Below are 15,672 nucleotides of genomic sequence, written 5' to 3'. Positions count from 1 at the left end.
GATGAACAGAGACGAACTTTATACGATTGCCGAAAATTGGTTTCACAAACAGGGATGGAAGTCTTTTCCGTTTCAAACCCAAACTTGGACCGCTTTTTTACAAGGCAAGAACGGATTACTAAACGCTCCAACCGGAAGTGGAAAAACGTATGCTTTATGGTTTCCGATCGTACTCAATTACATAAAAGCAAATCCTGATTATAAAAATAAACACAAGCCCGGATTAAAAGCCATTTGGATAACACCTTTGCGGGCACTTTCTGTAGAAATAAAACAGGCAGCAGAACGAATAGTAGAAGATCTGGATTTGCAAATGACGGTTGGGATTCGTTCCGGTGATACGTCTCAAAGTGAAAGGACGAAGCAAAGCAAAAAAATGCCGGACTTGTTGGTTACAACACCGGAAAGTCTGCAATTACTTTTAGCATCAAAAGAATTTGCCAAAACATTTGCTTCCTGCACCGCTATTGTTGTCGATGAATGGCACGAATTATTAGGTACCAAACGTGGTGTGCAAATGGAACTCGCCTTGTCCAGATTAAAAACCGTTGCTCCTAAAATGCGCATTTGGGGAATTTCTGCTACGATAGGTAATTTGGAATTAGCACAACAAGTTTTATTAGGATTAGATTCAGAGGCGTATCAAAACTCAGTTTTGATAAAAGCCAGCATCAATAAAAAGATAAAAGTAGTGTCGTTGCTTCCTGAAAAAATGGAAACGTATCCGTGGCGTGGACACATGGGATTGCACCTTATCGATGAGGTGGCTAAAATCATCAGGAAAAGTAAAACTACTTTGGTTTTTACAAACGTGCGTTCTTCCTGCGAAATGTGGTATCAGGCGATTCTTGAAAAATATCCTGAATTTGCCGGAGATATGGCAATGCATCACGGAAGTATTAGCAGGGAAATAAGACAATGGGTCGAAAATGCCATTAGAAACGAAGAACTAAAAGTCGTTATCTGTACGTCAAGTCTTGATCTTGGAGTCGATTTTGCACCTGTAGAAAGTATTGTTCAGATTGGGGGACCAAAAGGCGTTGCGCGTTTCCTGCAAAGAGCAGGTCGAAGCGGTCACCAGCCGGGTAAAGAAAGTGTGATTTATTTTCTGGCAACACATGCGATGGAATTAATAGAAGCTTCTGCATTAAAAAAAGCTGTTGCGCAACATGTCGTAGAAGACCGAATTCCGTATTTGAATAGCTGGGATGTTCTGGTGCAATACTTGAATACTTTGGCGGTTTCGGACGGATTTTTTCCGGATGAGATTTACGAAGAAGTAAAAAATACCTTTTGTTATCAAAATATAACACCGGAAAAATGGAATTGGATTCTGAATTTTATCACGAACGGAAGTCAGAGTTTGCAGGCTTATGATGAATTCAAAAAAGTAGAAGTAGAAGAAGACGGACGATATAAAATCAATAGTCGTTTGATCGCCATGCACCACAGAATGCAAATCGGAACCATTGTTGGCGATGCTTCTTTGAATGTTAAGTTTTTGAGTGGCGGTTATATCGGTAACATTGAAGAATGGTTTGCCTCTAAGTTGAAACCCGGAGATGTATTTACCTTTGCTGGAAAGAGACTTGAATTATTTCGGGTCAAAAACATGCAGGTTTTAGTACGAAAAGCAGATCCCAAAAAAACGTCGAGAACAGTCAGCTGGATGGGCGGGCGAATGAGTTTCTCGGCACAAATGAGTGAATTGTTGCGGGAAGAATTATATGCTGCTAACAATGAAAATCTCTCTCCTGAGTTAAAAGCATTGAAGCCCATTTTTGAGAGACAGCGAAAAGAAAGTATTGTTCCCGGAGACGATGAGTTTTTAATAGAAACATTTAAAACCAGAGAAGGATATCATGCTGTTTTTTATCCTTTCGAAGGTCGGTTTGTGCATGAAGCTTTAGCGAGTATTCTGTCATACCGAATTAGTTTGTTATCTTCCATTACTTTTTCTCTTGCCTACAATGATTACGGATTCGAATTGCTTTCAGATCAGCTAATAGACATACAGGCAGTGCTTGATAATAATTTGTTTTCGACGGAATATGTACATGAAGATTTGCAAAAAAGCCTGAATGCGACAGAAATGGCGCGCAGAAAATTTAGAGATATTGCCGTAATTGCGGGTTTAGTATTTACCGGAATGCCAGGGAAACCCATTAAGAGTAAACATTTGCAAAGCGGTTCTCAATTGCTGTTTGAAGTTTTTAGAGATTATGAACCTGATAATTTACTCCTTCAGCAAGCTTTTACAGAAACATTCGAACATCAGTTAGAAGAAGGTCGTTTGCTGCAGGCGTTGGAAAGAATCAATAAACAAACCATCGTCTGGAAACAATGTATGAAGCCTACACCATTTAGTTTTCCGATCATTACAGACAGACTTAGAGAAAAATTGTCCAGCGAAACTTTGCAGGAAAGAATAAAGAAAATGACAGCCAGTTACATGAAATAATAGTACTTTAGATTGAATATGATTATAAATATTAATAACGAACATTTTACGTTGCATCAGTCAGGAGCCATTTTTTGGGAAAGCAAAAAGATGCTTCTCATTTCTGATGTTCACTTGGGGAAAGTAGCCCATTTTAGAAAACACGGAATCGGAATTCCAAAGGATGCTATTTTTGAAAACTTTACCCGTCTTAGCGCTGTGTTGGAAATGTTTGATGCGGAAACCATTGTTTTTTTAGGAGATTTGTTTCATAGTACAATCAATAACGAATGGAATCTTTTTTCAGAATGGACGAAGCAGCATGCGAAGCGAATCATTTTAGTAGAAGGTAACCATGATATTATTTCTAAACAATATTACACAGATTTGAATATTGAAATTTATAAAGAATTAATTTTTGATGATTTTTTACTGACACATCATCCAACAGAAAGAGAAGGATATTTTAACTTTTGCGGACACATTCATCCCGGAATAAAATTACGCGGAATGGGAAGACAATTTTTGAATTTATCCTGCTTTTTTAGAAAACCAAATCAATTAATATTTCCGGCTTTTGGAGAATTTACAGGTAATTCTTATGTAATTCCTACAGAAAATGATAAAGTATATGCTATTACCAAAGATGAAGTAATCGAAATTGCGCTAAATTAATTTAGAGCAAATGGAGCACACATTCTAAAAGTGGGAACAATAACTTTGAATGTTTTTGTTGAGGTAAAATTAACCATATTGAAATGGCCTTTCATTGCTCCATAAGGAGATGATAATAAACATCCAGAGCTATAGGTATGATCTTCACCTGGTTTTAAAACCGGTTTTTTACCAATAACGCCTTCTCCATCAACGATTTCGATGTCATTTAGAGAATCAAATATCTCCCAGTGACGTGAGGTTAACTGAACAGAATCTTTACTGTGATTTTCGATTTTAATTACATAACTAAACGCAAAATGAATCTTGTAGTTTTTGAAGTAAGTACCTTCAAAACTAGTTAAAACAGATATCTTTATGCCTCGTGTAATCTGAGAAACCATACTAAAGTAGTATAAATGTGAGTGTTATAATGACAAACATACAAAAAAAAATCATTCAATAGAAATCCTTTAACAATGTTTTAGTTGATGATATTGACAGAGCTTGCATTTCCTTTTCCTATAACACGCTGATAACGATCAGAGCTTTGTCTGTAATATACAAGTATTGTGTATTCATTTTCAGTCTGATAATAGTTACCATCGATCGCATTTTCATAGTCAATTATGCCTTTTCGGTCTGCTACTTTATATTCGTAACTCGTAAACCCCTGCTTGATCATAATAGCTTTTTCATAAACATCCCTTTCAGTATTATAATCCATTTTGTATTCTGGAGATAAACTGTAATTGTTGAACATTCCGGTAATGTAAATGTCTTTATTGAGTCTGAATGCCGGTGCAGAAAGACTAAAGTAAACCCAGGCATAATCGGCTTCGATGTCATTGCTGGCTCCATTGATGTTTTTCACAACAAAGTTTCCGTTTATATCCTGATAAACGGTATAAATCTGGCTTCCTCTTGCCGCATTGGTATGCAGATAAGCACTGTAAATATCGCTATTGGAATTAATTTTACCTACGTTATTAGCGGCAGCACGAATGTCTTTGTTTTCAAAATATAAAAATTCGTTTCCACCCCAAAACTGCGTTTCTTTGTCGTATTTATAAACCAGCTCATTTCCGATAGTATATTGCGGAACAATATTTTTCATACTCGTACTAAAATCCCCATTTTGAAGCAATAACACTTTTACATTTTGTATCGGTGTCTGAAAAGCAATATCATTAGAAGAAATAGAAAAATCAAGGTTTTGTTTGAACGCTATATTGCTCACTTCTCTGCTTCGTTTTACCTGTGCAGAAACGGTGGCTTTATTTTCAAAAACAATAAATTTTCTCGAAAACACAACATCACGGTCTTCATTCAGAATTTTCAGCATGTAATTACCTGATAGGCGAATTTGAGTTGTAAATTGATTAGGAAATGCCAATCGGTAATGCGAATAAACCTGAAGGGTATTAAAAGAATTGGAATAATCCATAATACGCTGATTGTCGAATCCGCGAATGTAATCCAGTTTTGGAATATCGGTAGGTTTCCAATTATAATCACAATGTGTTACTTCATAATAATAGTTGGCTTCATTACCAAACAAATCATCAAATTGAAATTCAAAAGAAGAGCCTAGTTCAAATATTGGTACAACATTGGTTCCCCCCTGAACAAACGTAACTGTTTTAATATTATAAGGCGGCAATATTTCAGTTTGTACTTCCTGCGCTGTAGCAGAAGTAAAAATGAAAAACAATAGAAGGTTTTGAACTAAAAATTTTGGCATCTTAATAACGTTAAGATTGTAAATATAGCAATTTTATGTACGAATAAGATGCTGTTCTGTTGGATTTAAGAACAAATTATCAAGAACCTAGTATGTAATCTAAATTAACTTCGATTTCATCATTGATATAGCTTTCTTCCAGAAGGGAATCAGATAAGAGCTTTTTGTTCTCTTGTAATTTGATTATTTTTTCTTCTACCGTATTTTTCGAAATAAAGCGAATTACGTTTACTTTGTTCAATTGTCCAATTCGATGTGCCCTTCCGACACCTTGTTTTTCGGCAAAAGGATTCCACCACGGATCTAAGAATAAAACATAAGAAGCTTTAGTAATATTCAAACCAACGCCACCCGCTTTTAGCGAGATAAAAAACAACAAAGGCTCTTCTTTTTCCTGAAACAAGTTGACTTGCTGTTCTCTTTTAGCAGCAGGAGTTTCGCCTGTGATTTCGCAAAACGTTATTTTGTTTTCCTTACACCAATCGGTGTAAAAATTTAAATTGGTAACAAATGAACTGAAAATGATCACTTTTTGCTTGGCTTTGACCAAATTCTCCAGATAATTAGTCACGGCAATATATTTTCCGGAATCAATTTCAGAGTCCGCATCCACCATTTTTGGGTGATTGCTCAGCTGTCTTAATTTCATCAGCGTATTGATGATGCTAATTTTATCAGGGCCGGAACCATCTGTTTTAAGTAAAAAATTACGCGCTTTTGATTTCTCTTTCTCGTATAATTTTTCCTGTTCAGGATCCATATTACAGTAATAAATCTGTTCTGATAACTCCGGTAAATCTTTTAAAACCTGTTCTTTGGTTCTTCTCAGTATATAAGGTTGGATGAGGTTTTTCAGCTCGTTTAAAATATCTTCGTCCTGTTTCTTTTCGATTGGCATTTTAAAATTCTCTGCAAAAAAAGCATAACTGCCCAAAATATCCGGATTTATAAATTGCATTTGCGACCATAAATCGTCTAACGAGTTTTCGATTGGTGTACCGCTTAAGGCAATTTTATGTCCTGTACTTATTTTATTAATCGCTTTGAAAATCTTAGAATTTTTGTTTTTAATGTATTGACTTTCATCTAAAATTAAATAACGAAAATCATATTTTTCCAAAATCGAAATATCGCGGTGAACAATACTATAGCTCGTAAAAATTAAGTCAGTTGTTTCTAATCTGCTTACTAAAGATTTTCTGTCATTGCCAACATATTGCATCTTCGAAAAATGCGGTGTAAATTTTCCAGATTCGTTATACCAGTTAAAAACCAATGAGGAAGGAAGAACGATCAAGGTTTTGAGCGGTTCTCTTTCTATCGTAGTTTCATTGGCGAATAAATCAAAATTGGTGGTTTTGGTCGTAAAACCTAATTGTTCCTGAACTGCAACAAGAACAGCCAGCGTTTGTAATGTTTTACCAAGTCCCATATCATCAGCCAGACAGGCACCCAAATTCGAATTAAAATGCCCCAAAAGCCATTTCACACCATCAATTTGATAAGGTCGCAATGTTGCTTTTAGTAAATCAGAAGCAACGTATTCTGCCTTATGAATAACATCGTCTGCTATTTCCGGAATCGCATCTAAGGCAGCAAAGTTACTTTTACGCAAAAGCAGATTTCCGTTTTCAGTTTTGGCCAATTTTGCCAGTGAACTGTATTTGCTAAACCATTCTAATGGAATTAAAAAATAATTTCCATCAGGCAGTAAAAACAGTCTTTCTTTGCTTTTTATGTTAGGGATGATTTCGCTGAAATTAATCACATAATCACCAATTGTAATGATGATTTTAATGTCGAACCAATCTTCTTTGGTTGCCTTTGCAGCAGAAACGGTATGACTTCCGGCAATGATTTCTTTACTCTCCAGTTTCAAATTTTGAATCGTAAAGCCAAGACTTTCCAGCTTTTCTTTCTGATCAATAATAAATTGAATATTGAGATAAGTGTCAACATTTTCAGCTTCTGAGTGCAATCCAAATAATTCGTTTTTGATTTTTATTAAACCAATTTCAATTAATTTGTCGGTATAAGAAGCTTCGTCAGCACTACGTTTAAATTGAATAATTCGGGGTTCATTTTCAGTGCTGAAATCAACAAACGAATGCGTTTTTTTAGTTTTACCGGCATCAAATACATAACCGTTATAATCAAAATAAAGGTTGAGGTAATAGCAGTTTTTAAAGAAATCAAAAACAGACTGAATCGTGCATGAAATAATCGTATCACGAAGCTCAACCTCAAAACCGGTTGCTTCGATATCTATTTTTTTAGCAATTTCAGGAATGAAATTTTTAAAATAATTATCAACTAATTTTGAAGGTATTTCAATTGCTTTTTTCTTTAAAAATGGCGTCAGTTTTTTAGAATTAAGCTCTTTAAGCCTTCCTAATTTTTTATTAATAATCAGCCAGCCCGGTTCATCTAAAAGAATGGTTACATTTTTATCCATTGGTAAAAATGTAGTGTCGTTTTCTTTTAAAGATAGGGTATACGTAATGCCTTCGGTATGTTTGTCAAATTGAATTTGAGGTTCAAAATCCAGCGGATCAATTTCTACTCGAGAACGGTAAAAATCTTTTTCGACTCCCAATTCAAGCGATAATGGAAATTGTTCCTGTACAATTAAGCTGTAGAAAGAACTTAAATGAAATTTTAAATGCTGACGAATCGCAAATTCAATTTTAGAATCTTTTTGCAAATCAGCAATTGTTTTTGCTGATTTGATTTTGGCACCGAATTTTTTAAAAATAAATTCAGGCTTTAAAGATTCGCAGGCGGTAAGGATTTTTTGAGAATTGGAATTTAAATCTTCAAAGATAATTCCAAAGCTTTCCAAAACGCCTTTAGTTGCTTTTTTGTCTAAATATTTAATATCACTAACATTCTCAACAATGTATGCTGTTGGGATATGGACATTCAGATTTTTTTCAAAACTGATGTCAAAACAAAACTGAAATGAATTTGTATGATCCAAGATTGATTGGTTTGATTTTGGTAGAATTTGGGGAATTCGCTCAAAAAAATAGAATGGTTTAGTTTTATTGTTTAAAGCAAAGCGGAAGAATTTCTCCTTTTGCTAAACAATATTTTTCAACCAATTCCGGTGCAATTTTATTCGTATAATCTTCTTCGATTACAATAAAACCAATGCTTCTTAATTTATCAAAATAATCGCGGCCATAAATACGAACGTGATCGTACTGACCAAAAATTTTAGCACGTTCTTTTTGATCTGTAATACTATCATCAGCAAAAGTAACTTCTCTTGATAAATCCTGTGGAATCTGAAGAACAGCCATTCCGCCTGGTTTCAGCACGCGAAATAATTCCTGCATTGCTTTTGTATCATCCGGAATATGCTCTAAAACGTGATTACATAAAATCACATCGTATTCATTATCCTTAAAAGGCAAATTACAGATATCCGCTTTTACATCTGCCAAAGGTGAAAGTAAATCGGTAGTCGTGTAATCTAAGTTTTTTTGTTTGCGGAATAACTTGTAAAAAGCTTGTTCAGGTGCGAAGTGAAGTACTTTTTTTGGTGCTGTAAAAAAATCAGTCTGATCGTTTAAATACAACCAAAGCAAACGGTGTCTCTCTAAAGAAAGTGTACTAGGTGAAAGCACATTATTACGTTGTTTTCCGTATCCATAAGGCAAGAACGATTTAAAACTTTTCCCGTCAATAGGATCAGTAAATTTATCTCCCTTTAATGAATAAGCTAAAATAGGACGCGCTACATAACTCAAACGAATTAAGATAGGACGGGGAATTGTATTAAGTACTAATTTGAATAATTTTTTCACGGTTTAATGTATTTGAACACGAATTTCACAGATTGACACGAAATAATGCTGCGCTGTAATTTCACGAACTTTTGATTTGGTTTTTAAAGTATTATTCTTTTGTATTTAAGGCTGTCTTCTCCAAAATTTACCAGTAATCCCAGCTTATTTTTTGATGCAGCCAAATAATTTAATGTTTGTTTTATTTCACTTGTAGAAAGAGCTGCAATTGCCTTTAATTCTAAAATGATTTCATTGAAAATCACAAAATCTGCAAAATAGTAACTTGGTAACACAATGTCTTTTTAAGCAATATAATATCTTAATTCACGATTGTAAGGAATCTCATTTCGTTGAAACTCGTATTCTAATGCATCACCGTAAACTTTTTCACTATGTCCTTTTCCTAAAATTTTATGGACTTCCATGCAAATTCCAATAATTTTATAAGACTCTTCTCTTAAGTATATTTCATTCATCATTTAATCAATCTTCATTCTATTCAGTGAAATTTCTACAAAGTATTATTTCGTGCTAATTTGTGAAATTCGTGTTACAATACTAGCGGCACTTTCCTGAATTCATCTTCCTCATTGCTTACGATTCCTAAAGCTTTGTAGATGTATTGAAAAGTAGATAACAATTCGGGTTTACCATCAATTAGAGCAACATCGTGTTCGAAGTGAGCACTTGGTTTTCCGTCAGCTGTAGTAATTGTCCAGCCATCTTTATGTTGTTTGATGTTTCTTGTACCAAGGTTAATCATAGGCTCGATCGCTACAACCATTCCTTCAACAAAAAGTTTTCCACGGCCACGTTTTCCGTAGTTTGGCATTTCCGGTTCTTCGTGCATTTTTTTGCCTAAACCATGTCCAACCAATTCACGAACAACGCCGTATCCATGATTTTCTGTATATCTCTGAATCGCATTTCCAACATCTTCAACACGATTACCAGCTTTAAATTCTCTAATTCCAAAGTATAGTGATTCTTTAGTCACTTTTAAAAGTTTTCTAACTTCCGGAGCAACCTCTCCAATTTCGAAACTGTACGCATGATCACCGTGATATCCGTTTTTAAACGCACCACAATCTACCGAAATAACATCACCACTTTGTAAAGGTGTATTATTTGGAATACCGTGCACCACCTGAGAATTTGGACTCATACAAAGCGAATTCGGAAAATCATACAATCCCAGGAAACTAGGAACTGCACCGTGATCGCGAATAAATTCTTCAGCACGTTTGTCAAGATATAATGTAGTAACGCCTTCTTTTATTTCAGAAGCAATCATTCCTAATGTTTTAGATACGATTAAGGCACTTTCGCGCATTAATTCTATTTCTTCTCTATTTTTTGGGATAATCATATTTTTCGGATTTTCAGTTCGCAAAAGTACAATTTTAATCTCAACTTTTTTTGTGTTGCTTTTGAATTTAATTGCGATTCTCCATTTTTGAATACTATTGAATATCAACGTTTCTGTGAACATTCAGATGCTGATCTGAATTTATATTTGACAGAAAAGCCGTAAATTAGCGTAAGTAACATTATTAAAATTATGAAAACCACTATAGATCAGGAAAATATATCGAAACAGAAAGCGCTAAACCGAATGAAAAATAATGCTTTGGCATTGTTAGGTCTGGCGGTATTACTGTTTATCATTGCCATTTATTATAAAATTCCGATGCTGCAGGCTTTTAGTGAAGCCGCGATGGTAGGGGGAATTGCAGATTGGTTTGCCGTTGTGGCCTTGTTTCGTCATCCGTTAGGGATTCCGATTTGGCATACGGCTATTATTCCAATTAAGAAAAATGAAATTGGCGAAAATCTGGGCAATTTTGTCTCAGAAGAATTTTTGAATCGCGATAAATTAGAAATAAAACTGGATGAATTTAATTTTGCTACAAAAGCTTCAGATTGGTTATCGCAAGATGAAAATGCTAATAAAATTGCGAGTCTTGTGGCAGTCAATATTATCCCCGGGATTTTAAAAACAATAAAAGATGAAGATATAAAACGCTTCATTCAGGTTCAATTCAAAGAAAAACTCGAAGGAATTAATTTTGGAGATTGGGTAGCATTAGCGTTAGAACCTTTACAAAAAGGACAAGTTAAAGATCAGTTGCTGAATAATATTTTGGAAGTAATGACAACAGAATTAAGCAATAACAAAGATTTGATTCGAAAAAAAGTAAAAGAATCAACTCCTTTTTTGAGTTTTGGTCTTGCTGACAAAAGTATTTCAGAAGGAATCTTCAACGGATTGTATGAATTTCTAAACGAAGCCCGAAATCCGGAAAGTGAAATCAGACTTAAGATTGACGAGTATATTTATGATTTTCTGGACAAGGTTAAAAATTCTGAAGAAATGCGAATCAAGATTAATAATATGATTTTGGGATTTGCAGGTAAAAAAGAAGTTCAGGATTATGTAAACGGAATCTGGGACGAAATAAAACTGTCCATTTCTACAGATTTGGAAAAAGGGGATGAATCTTCCATCAAAAAAAGTATTGCCAGCCTGATTCAGGGATTTGGAAACGGAATTAAAGAAGATCCGGTTATGATTGATAAAATTAATAATTTTATCAAGAATGATTTACTGTCTGTGCTTTTAAATAATAAAGAAGTAATAGGAGATTTAATCTCTTCAACGGTAAAAAGCTGGGATGGTAAAGAAGTTTCGGAAAAACTGGAACTCGAGATTGGAAAAGACCTGCAATACATTCGTATTAACGGAACATTAGTTGGCGGACTTATTGGACTTGTTATTTATGGTGTGGAGCAATTGTATCATTATTTTATTATTTGATGCAAAGAGCAAATAAAAAGAGAGACAAATTCTAAAATTTGTCTCTCTTTTTTGTGATAATAATGCTTTCTACAATAGTGAATGACACGTCATTGCAGCTGGCTGTTGCACTCCCATTAATTCTAAAATAGTAGGAGCGATGTCACCTAAAACACCATCATTTATATTTCTTAATTGTTTGTCAACTAAAATAATCGGCACCGGATTGGTTGTGTGTGCTGTATTTGGGCTTCCGTCAGGATTAATCATCGTTTCGCAGTTTCCGTGATCTGCAATTACAATTGTAGTGTAATCGTTTTCAAGCGCAGCAGTAATTACTTGTTTTACACAAGCATCTACAGCTTCGCAAGCAAGGATTGCAGCACTCATAATTCCGGTATGTCCAACCATATCTCCGTTAGCGAAATTCAAGCATACAAAATCAACTTCACCTTTGTTTAATTCAGGAACAAGAGCATCTGTCAATTCAAAAGCACTCATTTCCGGTTTTAAATCGTAAGTAGCTACTTTTGGAGAATTTCTTAAAATCCTGCTTTCACCTTCAAAAGGAACTTCACGTCCTCCTGAAAAGAAAAACGTTACGTGAGGATATTTTTCTGTTTCTGCAATACGAATTTGTTTTTTGCCCGCTTTTTCTAAAACCTCACCAAGTGTTTCTGTAATGTTGTCTTTATTGTAAACAACTTTTACATTTTGGTACGTTTCGTCATAGTTCGTTAGCGTTACATAATACAAGTTTAGCTTGTGCATGTTTTGCTCGTGAAAATCTTGCTGTGAAAGCGCTTCCGTTAATTCACGTCCTCTGTCTGTTCTGAAGTTAAAGAAGATAACCACATCACCTTCGATGATTGTAGCTAATGGAACTTCGTTATCGTCAACCATTACAATTGGTTCGATAAATTCATCCGTAACATGTTTTTCGTAGCTTTCCAATACACTTGCTACCGGATTTTTAGACGGAGTTCCTTGTGCATTAACTACTAAATCGTAAGCTAATTTCACACGTTCCCAACGTCTGTCACGATCCATTGCATAGTAACGGCCAATGATAGAAGCGATTTTTACAGGAGTATCTTTAATGTATTCTTCTAAATCGTGAATGTATTTTACACCAGATTTAGGATCAACATCACGACCATCTGTAAAAGCATGAACGAAAACATTCTCTAAACCATATTCTTGAGAAGCATCGATCAATCCACGTAAGTGTGACGTATGCGAGTGAACACCTCCGTCAGAAACTAATCCTAAAAAGTGAACTTTCTTATTGTTTTCTTTAGCATAAGTAAAAGCATCGATAAGTACTTGCTCTTTGGCAAGTGTCTGGTGTGCTACTGCTAAGTTTATTTTGGCTAAATCCTGATATACAATTCTTCCTGCGCCAAGATTCATGTGACCTACTTCGCTGTTTCCCATTTGACCTTCTGGTAAACCTACGTTTAAACCATCTGTTCTAAGTTGTGCGCTTGGGTAATTTTGGTAAAGACTGTTTATAAAGGGAACATTTGCATTGTCTATTGCAGAAACTTTAGGGTCAGGAGATTTTCCCCAACCGTCTAAAATCATAAGTATTACTTTTTTGTTCATCATTTTTTTGTTTTATACAAAGATAAACCATTTATAAAATGTGCAAGGAAGCAACGTTACAATTATGTTTTATAAAATGAACTGTATTGAAAAATAATAATTTAATTATATAAGTCTTTATTTTTTATAATAAATTCACGCTAACCTCTGTTTCTAATCTTATTTTTAATTGCGTTATAGTCAATAAAATACTTCACACTTACTGAAAAAATGTGTTTTAAGGCATCATTGGTAAGCAAGTGGCTTACGTTGTCTTTGAATTGTTTATCAATAACACGCTCAAAGTTCGAGGCACTATTTCGATATAGCACTGAAACCTGACTTCCGGGTGCAAACCACCAGGAATACGACAAATCAGCATTCCAGGAATAGAAGCTCGAATTTTTGTTGGTAGTATATGTCGAATTAGGTGTTAAAGTTCCGTTAGGCTGTAGTTCTAGAATGTCTTTGTTTTCAGCATACGACCAATATTGACGTACAGCCAGATTAAGCGTCATAGTGCTGTTTATAGCATATTTCCCGCCTAAAGTGTTAGAATAGGTGATTACGTTTCGGTTTGCAAAAATAATGTTGTCCGGACTGTTTCCGTTGTCTTGTTCAACGGCGTCAATATATCCTTTGTTATTATTCCTTCTAAAAAAGCTAAAAGTATAAGTAAGAAGCAGCTTGTCGCTAAAACGGTATCTTGGTCCCACATCAAAACCATACGACATACGCCCTGACTGATCGTAAAACGTAACAGACGGATTTAAATCGAGTGCAAATTTGTAGTTGTAATTGGTTGAGATACTTGCCCAGGAATCAAATTTTCTTGGTATAGCAACATATCTATTGTCTGCTCTTGGTTCGTAGTAATCGTAGATCTCAGTTGGCCAAACGGTAAAACCGGCAGCGTAATAATTGTTTTGCTTGGTAGTCAGATTAAAGTTAGTGTTGAAACTATTGTCTTGCAGTTTTCCGGATTCTCTGTTGAATTCGGTATACATATTATAGTTGATCCTAAATTTATTCAGCAGTTTGGTTGGATTTAGAATTCTATAATTGGCATTACCATAAAAGTTATAATAATTAGTATAGAAATTAATGCCTAAATCGTTTGGGTCAAAATCTTTAGACACGAAATCGGTACCAACGCTGTAGCGGTAGTTTCCGCTGGTTTCTGCAAAACCAATAGCTGAATAAAAGCCTTTTTTAACCTCAAGTTCATTGATGTTGCTGTATTTTACATTTCCGGACAAATTATAAGTATTTGCTTTGGTATTTAAATCCCATGCAACTCCCGTTACGTTAGCATCTCTGAAATGTCCGTTTCGGGTAACATTCGTATTGATAAGCGATACCGATGAATTTTTACGAAAACGCTGATCGAGCACCAATACATTATAATTGGTAAGCGGTTCTATAATGGCGCTTCTTGTTTCTCCGGTTAAAGTGTCTTTTATCGTAGCGTATGTTTTTTCAGTAATAGCGTTTAAAATTCCAACACCTAATCCGGCTTTAGTTCTTCCGGATACTTTTAACGCATTAATAAGATTGACGCTCTGAACCGTTTCAGTAATTTCTTCGTTGTCGTTCAAATCAGGATCGATAGAAGGTTTTCCTCCAATTCTTCGAGAGTAGAACATGTTTCCTTTGTTAAACAAATCCGTTCCTTCTGTAAAAAAAGCTCTGTTTTCATTGAATTGCTGTTCAAACGGACCTAAATTTAAAATCTGATCATCATATTTTGCCTGTCCGAAATCCGGAATCAAAATCGCATCAAGCGTAAACGCGTCGTTTATACCATATTTAATATCCATTCCGCCCTTCATTGTTCCGTATGTTTTTTGTCCGTCGGCAGCATTTAAGTAATGCGAAGCATACGGCATAAAAAACAATCGGGTAGGAGGTTTGATGTTTTCTATTCCTTCCAGATTACCATTTTGCTGGGTAAAAGTTCCAATTTTAGTATCGATCAGATTCCAAGTATATTTTTTACGTTCTCTTTTTATTTCTCTAAAAAAATTAATCCCCCAGGTTTGTTTGTTTTGGTCAGAAAAGCGCAATGCCGCATACGGAATTTTCATTTCTACAATCCAGCCTTCTTTGGTTAGTTTGGCTTTGCTAAGCCAGATAGCATCCCAGGAATAATCTTCACCAATAGCATCTGTCATAATACAATCACCTTGTACATCAGCAGCAGAAACGAAAAACTGAAAGTTTTGCTGACCATCGTTAAACCCATTTATAAAAACACCAAACAAGTCAGCAGTTCCAAAATTATCGCGTTGTGATATTTCTTTTAAAACCTTATTGGGCTCATCATCGTACATTATAGCACCAATATAAATAGCATCATTATTATACAGTACTTTAACTTCAGTTCGTTTTCCATAAGGAGCAGGTTTTCCATTGTCTGGTTCAAATACAATAAAATCAGAGGCAGTTGCAGCTTCTTCCCAAGCGGGTTCATCTAGTTTTCCGTCGATAGAAATGCTATGGGGAGTCGATTTGGCTTCTAAGCTTTTTTTCTGTGAAAAGCTATAAAAACTGCATAAGAGGATTGTAAAAAAAACAATTGCTTTCATTCAGGGTTGTAGGTATAATAGATGGTATTTTTTAATATAAAAGACAACAACTTAATACAATTGTTACA

General features: G+C 34.9%; 10 protein-coding genes and 1 pseudogene. 3 read left to right on the top strand and 8 right to left on the bottom strand.

Going from position 1 to position 15,672, the window contains the following annotated elements; genetic code table 11:
- The first annotated feature begins 1 nt into the window (after position 1).
- Together B0A66_RS00930 and pdeM are read left to right on the top strand one after the other, a co-directional pair.
- Complete coding sequence (locus B0A66_RS00930) at positions 2–2,461, top strand: ligase-associated DNA damage response DEXH box helicase (protein ID WP_089047967.1); 2,460 nt, start codon at positions 2–4, stop codon at positions 2,459–2,461.
- An 18-nt stretch (positions 2,462–2,479) separates the two neighbouring features.
- The gene (gene pdeM, locus B0A66_RS00925) at positions 2,480–3,115 is read left to right on the top strand and encodes a ligase-associated DNA damage response endonuclease PdeM (RefSeq protein WP_089047966.1); all 636 of its coding nucleotides are present in this window, start codon (positions 2,480–2,482) and stop codon (positions 3,113–3,115) included.
- Here the strand turns inward: pdeM and apaG are convergent.
- The 6 genes and pseudogenes from apaG to map form a co-directional block, all read right to left on the bottom strand.
- Entirely contained in the window at positions 3,112–3,498 is a 387-nt protein-coding gene (apaG, locus tag B0A66_RS00920; RefSeq protein WP_089047965.1) for a Co2+/Mg2+ efflux protein ApaG, read from the bottom strand. The two genes, pdeM and apaG, sit on opposite strands and share 4 nt — an antisense overlap.
- An 80-nt stretch (positions 3,499–3,578) precedes the next feature.
- Positions 3,579–4,838: a type IX secretion system plug protein gene (locus tag B0A66_RS00915; RefSeq protein ID WP_089047964.1), complete on the bottom strand. Its 1,260-nt coding sequence runs from the start codon at positions 4,836–4,838 to the stop codon at positions 3,579–3,581.
- Positions 4,839–4,917: 79 nt separating this feature from the next.
- Positions 4,918–7,818, bottom strand: coding sequence for a DEAD/DEAH box helicase (locus B0A66_RS00910; RefSeq protein WP_089047963.1), 2,901 nt, complete (start codon positions 7,816–7,818; stop codon positions 4,918–4,920).
- 64 nt (positions 7,819–7,882) lie between these two features.
- A complete protein-coding gene (locus tag B0A66_RS00905; RefSeq protein WP_089047962.1) occupies positions 7,883–8,650 on the bottom strand; it encodes a class I SAM-dependent methyltransferase in 768 nt (255 codons plus the stop codon).
- An 83-nt stretch (positions 8,651–8,733) separates the two neighbouring features.
- Positions 8,734–9,108 (bottom strand): annotated as a pseudogene (locus tag B0A66_RS00900) (GxxExxY protein).
- A 74-nt stretch (positions 9,109–9,182) separates the two neighbouring features.
- A complete protein-coding gene (map, locus tag B0A66_RS00895) occupies positions 9,183–10,001 on the bottom strand; it encodes a type I methionyl aminopeptidase (protein WP_089048143.1) in 819 nt (272 codons plus the stop codon).
- A gap of 192 nt (positions 10,002–10,193) precedes the next feature.
- Between map and B0A66_RS00890 the strand changes: the two genes are divergently transcribed.
- A complete protein-coding gene (locus B0A66_RS00890) occupies positions 10,194–11,450 on the top strand; it encodes a DUF445 domain-containing protein (RefSeq protein ID WP_089047961.1) in 1,257 nt (418 codons plus the stop codon).
- A 69-nt stretch (positions 11,451–11,519) separates the two neighbouring features.
- On the opposite strand, the gene gpmI is transcribed toward B0A66_RS00890, so the two are convergent.
- Together gpmI and B0A66_RS00880 are read right to left on the bottom strand one after the other, a co-directional pair.
- A complete protein-coding gene (gpmI, locus tag B0A66_RS00885) occupies positions 11,520–13,037 on the bottom strand; it encodes a 2,3-bisphosphoglycerate-independent phosphoglycerate mutase (RefSeq protein ID WP_089047960.1) in 1,518 nt (505 codons plus the stop codon).
- Between the two features lie 140 nt (positions 13,038–13,177).
- Positions 13,178–15,604, bottom strand: a complete 2,427-nt coding sequence (locus B0A66_RS00880) for a DUF5916 domain-containing protein (protein WP_089047959.1) — start codon at positions 15,602–15,604, stop codon at positions 13,178–13,180.
- Positions 15,605–15,672 lie beyond the last annotated feature (68 nt).

The sequence above is a fragment of the Flavobacterium hercynium genome (genome assembly GCF_002217285.1).
GTDB classification, from domain to species: Bacteria; Bacteroidota; Bacteroidia; order Flavobacteriales; family Flavobacteriaceae; genus Flavobacterium; species Flavobacterium hercynium.
Note: the sequence above shows the minus strand (reverse complement) of the source record. Positions and strands in the feature narration are given on the sequence as shown.